Origin of the sequence: Actinoplanes sp. TFC3, from assembly GCF_001553785.1 — a bacterium.
Classification (GTDB): domain Bacteria; phylum Actinomycetota; class Actinomycetes; order Mycobacteriales; family Micromonosporaceae; genus Actinoplanes.
The window spans coordinates 2,754,010-2,760,853 of record NZ_LOJP01000001.1; the positions used below are offsets into that span (position 1 = coordinate 2,754,010).

At 69.1% G+C, this 6,844-nt stretch carries 8 protein-coding genes; 4 read left to right on the forward strand and 4 right to left on the reverse strand.

The features are described 5' to 3' along the window. Window positions 1-5 precede the first annotated feature (5 nt). From TFC3_RS12195 to TFC3_RS12205, 3 genes are all read left to right on the forward strand, one after another. Window positions 6-1,223 (forward strand): DUF6004 family protein, encoded by a 1,218-nt coding sequence (locus TFC3_RS12195; RefSeq protein ID WP_173745316.1) that lies wholly within the window; start codon window positions 6-8, stop codon window positions 1,221-1,223. 100 nt (window positions 1,224-1,323) lie between these two features. Further along, window positions 1,324-1,947, forward strand: coding sequence for a PQQ-binding-like beta-propeller repeat protein (locus TFC3_RS12200; RefSeq protein WP_236718087.1), 624 nt, complete (start codon window positions 1,324-1,326; stop codon window positions 1,945-1,947). Continuing rightward, window positions 1,947-2,852, forward strand: coding sequence for a sugar nucleotidyltransferase (locus TFC3_RS12205; protein WP_067499269.1), 906 nt, complete (start codon window positions 1,947-1,949; stop codon window positions 2,850-2,852). Before TFC3_RS12200 ends, TFC3_RS12205 begins: the two co-directional genes overlap by 1 nt. Here the strand turns inward: TFC3_RS12205 and TFC3_RS12210 are convergent. The 3 genes from TFC3_RS12210 to TFC3_RS12220 form a co-directional block, all read right to left on the reverse strand. Then, on the reverse strand, window positions 2,840-3,784 hold the full coding sequence (locus TFC3_RS12210; RefSeq protein WP_067499272.1) for a hypothetical protein: 945 nt from the start codon (window positions 3,782-3,784) through the stop codon (window positions 2,840-2,842). The genes TFC3_RS12205 and TFC3_RS12210 overlap by 13 nt on opposite strands. A gap of 54 nt (window positions 3,785-3,838) precedes the next feature. Continuing rightward, on the reverse strand, window positions 3,839-4,354 hold the full coding sequence (locus TFC3_RS12215; RefSeq protein WP_067499273.1) for a flavin reductase family protein: 516 nt from the start codon (window positions 4,352-4,354) through the stop codon (window positions 3,839-3,841). A gap of 180 nt (window positions 4,355-4,534) precedes the next feature. Then, a complete protein-coding gene (locus TFC3_RS12220; RefSeq protein WP_067506491.1) occupies window positions 4,535-5,482 on the reverse strand; it encodes an NADP-dependent oxidoreductase in 948 nt (315 codons plus the stop codon). Between the two features lie 251 nt (window positions 5,483-5,733). Between TFC3_RS12220 and TFC3_RS12225 the strand changes: the two genes are divergently transcribed. Then, window positions 5,734-6,366, forward strand: a complete 633-nt coding sequence (locus tag TFC3_RS12225; RefSeq protein WP_067499275.1) for a DNA-3-methyladenine glycosylase — start codon at window positions 5,734-5,736, stop codon at window positions 6,364-6,366. Between the two features lie 52 nt (window positions 6,367-6,418). Here the strand turns inward: TFC3_RS12225 and TFC3_RS37950 are convergent. After that, window positions 6,419-6,844: carbohydrate-binding protein (locus TFC3_RS37950; RefSeq protein ID WP_161952584.1), on the reverse strand; the 426-nt coding region annotated here is incomplete at its 5' end.

The following is a 6,844-nucleotide window of genomic DNA, read 5'->3' on the forward strand; positions in this document are numbered from 1 at the left end:
AGCTCATGGAGGTGTTCGCGTTGAGCGGTGTGCGCGAGACGTACGAGTCGCTGAATCTCGAACCGAAGCCCATCCGTCCGCACATCCTGGCGGCGGCGACGGTGGTGTTCGGCGACGACTACTACTCAGGGCGTCGTGAGACGATCAACCTGTCCGGGTTCGTCCAGTTGAACAAGTGGCCCATGCCGGGCTTTGAGCACCGGGTCGACGAGAAGGGCTACGCCGAGTTCGAGACCGAGCTCATCAGCGCCCCCGAGGTCGGCATCAAGGGCTTCAGCTACGAGCTCGACGACCGGATCCAGGTCCTGTCCAACCCGTTCCTGCCCAACAGCGGCCACGTCCGGCAGATCGTGCCGGGCAAGAACTTCCCCGCGGAGTTCTACATCCGCCGCTTCGGCATCCTGGAGTCCAGCACGCTGCGGCTGGCCCACCGCAATGTCATCGACATCTACGGTGTGGTCGACCACGTGCCGCCCTTCAAGAAGCCGCTGACCGGCCCCTACAACGGCAAGCCGCGCGGTGACGGTCCGTTCGAGGTCGCTCAGGCCGTCAACGTCGTGCGCGGCACCACCCTCCCCGAGGCGTGGTACCCGTCGAACGACAACAACGAGCCGGTTGGCATCACGCCCAACCTGTTCTTCGCCCCGAGCGCCGGCCCCTGCATGTCCATGCTGGTCGACCCGTCCATGATCATGCAGACCAGCATGGAGGGCCGGGTCTCGCTCGAGGTGAACGGCAAGACCGTGCACGTCGACCTCGCCGGCGACCACCTCAAGGCCGGTGGCGCCGAGGTTCTGCTGTTCGCCCCCGACAAGCACGACGAGGGCCCGGGCGTGCTCGCCCAGCTGGCCCGCGTCGCGGTCGTCGGGCACAGCCCCGAGCTCGGTGGCCGGGTCATGCTGCGCGCAAGCTGGCCGCGGGTCTCCGGCGGAACGCTGGGCGACGGCTCCGAGGACAGCCTCAGCCGCGTCAGCTTCCCCAGCGACCTGCACATCGACGCCGAGTTCGAGCTTGTGACCCCGCGCGAGACGCTGTATGCGACGAACGCGGTGCACATCAACGGCAAGCTGCGTGACATGGACGCCACGGGCACCGAGCTGACGCTCGATGGCACGGACACGGCGCTGGTCACCACGGACGGCCAGGCTCGTGGCCGGCTGACCGGTGTCACCCTGGTGATGCGTGAGGCGACCGTCGGCGAGACCGCTGCGGTCAACATCTGAGCATCGCGCCTGCCGCGTCCCTCTCCGGCGCACCGGAGAGGGACGCGGCAGGCTGGGCCCGCCGTCGGTACGGACTCGGGGGTTAGTGATGCCGTTGTTGGTGAACACCGTCCGAGACATCCGGGTACGAGGACTGCAGCTCTGCGGTCTCACCTGGTCCGGCGACTACTTGTGGTATTCCGAGGCGTATTCCGGCCGCATCTGCGCCATTGATCCCGTCTCCGGTACCGCCGCGCACACTGTGCCGTGCGCGCAGGTCCGCACCGATCTCACCACCGTCGACGGCAACCTGCTGCAGGTGGCCACCGCCGAACGCGTGCTGCGGGCCATCGACCCGGACACCGGCGAGGTAGCGTACGAGTTCGCCAACCCCCGCCCCGGTAAGAAGCTGTGCGGCCTGGAGGCGACCCGTGAGGGACTCTGGCTGGGATACGAGGATCTGCGGCGCGTCGACCTGCGTGACCGGGACGGGACCCTGCTGCGCACCTTCGCTATCAGCCGAGCCGTCGCCGGGCTCACCGTTACCGATCGCTACCTGCTGTACGCCGATCATGCCGGTGCAAGCCTGACCGTTGTTGACATCGTCACCGGGCGGGAGCTGGTCTCGTACGGTGTGGTGGGCAACCCTACCGGGCTGACCTGGGACGGCGAACTGGTGTGGTACTGCGATCACCGCGATCTGCGGCTCTGCGCGGTGGCGCTGCCCGGTCTGGTACAACGCTGATGACCACGCGCGCCCTGTTGCTGGCTGGAGGCACCGGCACCCGGCTGTGGCCGTTGACCCGCACGGTGTCGAAGCACCTGCTGCCGGTCCACGACAAGCCGATGATCCACTACCCGCTGGCCACGCTGCTCAGCCTGGGCGTCAGCGACATCCTCGTCGTCACGACACCCCGGGACCTCCCGCAATACCGGCGTCTGCTGGGTGATGGCGAGGCGTGGGGGGTGTCCCTGAGCTACGCCGTGCAGGCGCGACCGGAAGGCATCGCCCAGACGCTTGTGCTGGGTGAGCACTTCATCGCCGGCCGCCCGGTGCTGATGGCCCTGGGCGACAACGTGTTCCACGGCCCCCTGCCTCCGGACTTTCCCGGCCCGCCGTACGGTGCCCGCCTCATCTCCGCGCGGGTCAGCGACCCCCGGCGCTACGGCGTGGTGGAAAGCGACCACGCGGGCCGGGTCCTGTCGGTGCGGGAGAAGCCGGCCCATCCCCAGCCGGGGCAGGCGGTCACCGGTCTCTACAGCTTCGACGCTGAGGCGGTGGCGCTGGCCCGCGATCTGCGGCCGGCCCGCCGGGGTGAATTCGAGATCACCTCCGTGCACCAGTGCTACCTCGGCCGGGGTGCCCTCACCGTGTCCCGGCTACCCGCCCGTACGGTCTGGATCGATGCCGGAACCTTCCCGGATCTCGAACGGGCGACGCGCTACGTCGCCGCCGTCCAGCACCGCGACGGGGTGCGGGTCGGCTGCGTCGAGGAAGCGGCCTGGCGGTCCGGGCTCATCGACGACGATCGGCTGGAGCGGCTGGCCGCCGGGGCAGGCGCCCGCGCCTACGGCGACTATCTTCGGGCTCTGCTCGCGCGCGGCCCAGCCGCTCCACCGGTCGCCGGCATCGGCTCTCAGCGGTTGTAGGGCAACACAGGGAACCAGCCACCCGAGAATGTGGACGGCACGCGCAGATCCCAGTAGACCACCGTGAACACGCCGAGCGCGAGCAGCAAGCCGCCGGTGACGATGGCGGTGGCCCGTGGGCTGCGAGCCAGCCAGCCGGTGAAGCGGCCACGGGTGAGCAGCAGCAGCAAGGCAAACAAGCAGGACACCAGCAGCACATTGCCCAGCGACTGGAGCACGAAAGCCAGCGCGCCGTAGAACGGGTTACCGGCCTCCACCGCCCAGTGGAACAGCTTGTTGAACAGCGGATAGGGACGCCCGATCAGGAAGCCACCGATGAGGGCGCCCAGCGTGATGACACGGGCCGCGGGGCGGTTCCGGAAGACGTCGGGCAGCACCCCCAGCGAGGCCAGACCCAGATACACCAGAGCAAGACCGATGATGCCGAAGACCACGGAGGACTGCATGAGCCGTACCGGAAAATCGCCGATCCGATCGGTCGACAGTTGCGGCAGGCGAGCGCCCAGCAGCACGCCGGCAAAGCCGTAGCATGCCGACACCGCAACCATGCCCGCGACCAGCAACCTCATCGGCCGCAACAGAACTCGCCACGTCGCGCGCTGCCCGTGCATTTCGTGCGCCTGCAACCGGGTCATCGGGCCGACCGTCGCCGCCATGGCGATGTTGCAGGCCGTGAAGGTGCCGGCGAACCCGGAGACGAAGGCGAACAGCAACCCGGCGGCCGTACCGGTGATGGCATCATGTTTCGCGTCGTGCCCGAGCACCGTGTTGGCCACGTTGTCACCGATGACCGAGTCCACCAGTTCGAACGACCACAACAACGCCATTGCCAAGCCGGCGACCACACTGCCAAGCACGATCCATCCGGTACGCACCGAGTGCGCTGGTTGTGGCGGGACCAGGTTTTGCTGAGACGGGGTGATCAGCGACATGTGTCCTCCCTCGCAACTGCACAGTGGGATGCGACGAACGTCTACCGCGGTGCCTCAGTGCGTACCGGTATGGCCATAACGCCCGGATACGAACAGCAGCGGACTCCCACCCGAGCGGTACAGCGAGCACACGTGCCCCACGACGATGGTGTGATCACCCGCTTCATAGCGGTTCCTGACCTCACACTCGAAGTGCGCCAGCGCCCCGGCGATCAGCGGTACGCCGGTGTGCGACCCCGGAACCGTTGCGGTGCAACGAAACTGAGCCATGCCGGTGGGCCGGCCAGGATTACTGAAGTAGGCCGCGAGGTCGCGCTGGTGCTCGGCCAGCACGGAAATGCCGAAGGCTGTGCCCGAGGCGAGCAGCCCATGCATCTGGGCTTTGCTGTGCACGCACACCAGCAGCAGCGGAGGCGACAGCGACACCGAGGCAAAGGAATTCGCCGTCATGCCGTGCGCGGCGGGCCCTCCGACGGTGACCACCGTGACCCCGGTCGCGAAGCTCGCGAAGGCGTCGCGCAACGCCCGGCTGTCGACCCGCTGCGCTGACCGTACGACCTGCCCGCTCACGTGGCCCCCACCCGTCGCCCGCTCGTCTGCTTCAGCCTCGCTCCTGAAACCCCGGGCGCGCCCTTCGAGATTGCGGTTCTTCGGGCGACCGGCCGGACGAAGGCGCCACAGGAACTCGCTGCGGCCAGGTCGGCGGCACGGCGGGGGCGGGCGACCGCCGTCGGGAATCATGGTGGTCTCCTAGCGGGCGGCGGGGGCGAGGACGATGACCTTGCCGGACAGCTCGCCGGCGGCGGCCCGGGTGTGCAGAGCCGGGAGATCGGCCAGCGGCACCCGTCCGGCGACCTCGACGCGGAGCCGGCCTGCGTCGATCTGCGCGACCAACTGGGCCAGTTGCTCGGCGTCGCTGCGCACGAACAGGTCGATGCCGCGCACGTTGCGGTCCTCGTCGCTGGGGGCGGGCATCCAGACCGTCGTGTTGACCAGGACGCCACCATCGCGAATCAGGGTGATCAGCGTGGTCAGTTGGTCGGGGGTGATGGGGGCGAGGTTGAGCACCACGTCGACCGGCTCGGTGACCGCCGCGCTCACCTCGGTGCTGGTGTGGTCGATGACCTCGTCGGCGCCCGCGGTCTCGGCGCGTCCGGCGCTGCGCGAGCTGGCGGTGGCGATGACGTGGGCTCCGGCGTTCTTGGCGAACTGGATGGCGTAGTCACCGACCGCGCCACCGGCACCGTTGATCAGCACCCGCTGCCCGGCGGTGAGCTTGGCGTGCTCGAACAGGGCCTGCCAGGCGGTGAGGCCCACCAGCGGCAGGGCGGCGGCGTCGGCGAGCGGGATGCTGGTGGGCGCCGCGGTGAGGGCCTCGGCCGGGGCGAGCACATACTCCGCTGCCGCGCCCACGCCGCCCATCGGCAGGAAGCCGATGACCTGGTCGCCGACGGTGAGGCCGGTGACGTCCGCACCGAGCGCGTCGACGGTGCCGGCGACGTCGATGCCGGGGGTGTGGGGCAGGGTCACCGGGATCGGGCCCTGCATGAAGCCGCCGCGGATGGTGGCGTCGACGCCGTTGAACGAGGTGGCGGCGACGCGGACGCGCACCTGTCCGGCGGCGGGGGTGGGCTGCTCGACGTCCTCGACGCGCAGGACGGACGGGTCGCCGTACTCGTAAAAACGCACTGCCTTCATCAGAACCACGTGCCTTCCGGTTGGTGTGCCGTGTGCTTCGAACTTGAAGCACTCACCGACCATAGCGCGCTTCGAATTCGAAGCAACCGTTCGGGCGTGTGACCTGGATTACAGCGAACGCTTCCGATGGGTTCAGGGTCGCGCATCGGGCAGGCCTGGTGAAGGCCGCAATGATCCACCGGACGAGTTGTCCTGGAGTCGGAACGCACGCGCGCAGGCGTCAAGGCGCGCGTGGGGGGCATTACGGTGCCATGAGCCTCCAGCCGATGACCCCGGCCGATCTGCGACTCGGGGTGCAGGAGCTCACCCGCCGTGAGCCGCTGTTCGCCGGGGTTGTGGCGCACCACGGGTTTCCGCTGATGTGGGATCGCCCGCCGGGGTTTGCCTCGCTGCTGCACATCATGCTGGAGCAGCAGGTGTCGCTGGCCTCGGCGCGCGTCACCTTCGACCGGCTCGGTGCGCTGGCTGCTCCGCTGACCGCCAAGAACCTGCTGCAGCTCGACGACGCGCAGCTCCGGCAGGCCGGGCTGAGCCGGCAGAAGAGCCGGTACGCGCGAGCCATCGCGGCCGCCGTCGAGGACGGCTCGCTGGACCTGGACGCACTGTCCGGATGCGACGACGATACGGTCGACGTCAAGCTGCGGGCCGTGGTGGGCATCGGCGCGTGGACGGCGGCGATCTATCGCCTCTCCGCCCTCGGGCGCCCGGATGCCTGGCCGGGCGGGGATCTGGCTGTCGTGGCCGGGATCGCTCAGCTGTGGCAGTTGCCGGCGCTGCCGAGCCCGGCGGAAACTCTTGTGCGCGCCGAGGCGTGGCGTCCGTGGCGCGCGGTCGCGGCCCGGTTGCTGTGGCAGCACTATCTCGGCGTGCGCAAGCGACCCTGAAGGACAGCGGCCGGGGCCTCAAGGCCCCGGCCGCCGGTGGTACGTCGGTGGATCAGGAGAACGTCACCCAGTTCACGTTGACGAAGTCCGCCCGGCTGGGACCGGTGAACGTCACGTAGATGTCGTGCACCCCGGCGATGGTCCGGGTCATGACGACGGTGTCGGTACGCCAGTTCTGCCATCCGCCGGTGTTGCTGACCGGGATCGTCGCAACCACCGGGGAAGTGATGCCGTCGAGGCGCACCTCGAGCGTGCCGGTCACGCCGGGCCGGGCACCGGAGGCGATGCGGGCGCCGAAGAAATTCATCGGGAACTCGTTGGGGAACGTCACCTTGTCGAAGCGCAGCCAGTCACCGGCGGTGATGTACGCCGCGTTCTCGCCGCCGCCCTCGTCCGTCGCCGGCTCGTTGCGGATGCCGCTCTGCGCGTTCGGCAGCTCCGCCTGGATCATCGCGAAGCGCCGGGTGGGCGGGGGAGT

Excerpts from the sequence above, each read along its gene's own strand:
- TFC3_RS12195 (WP_173745316.1), top strand. The coding sequence starts at position 6 with ATGGAGGTGTTCGCGTTGAGCGGTGTGCGCGAGACGTACGAGTCGCTG.
- TFC3_RS12220 (WP_067506491.1), bottom strand. The coding sequence starts at position 5,482 with ATGAAGGCAGTGCGTTTTTACGAGTACGGCGACCCGTCCGTCCTGCGC.
- TFC3_RS12225 (WP_067499275.1), top strand. The coding sequence starts at position 5,734 with ATGAGCCTCCAGCCGATGACCCCGGCCGATCTGCGACTCGGGGTGCAG.
- TFC3_RS12210 (WP_067499272.1), bottom strand. The coding sequence starts at position 3,784 with ATGTCGCTGATCACCCCGTCTCAGCAAAACCTGGTCCCGCCACAACCA.
- TFC3_RS12205 (WP_067499269.1), top strand. The coding sequence starts at position 1,947 with ATGACCACGCGCGCCCTGTTGCTGGCTGGAGGCACCGGCACCCGGCTG.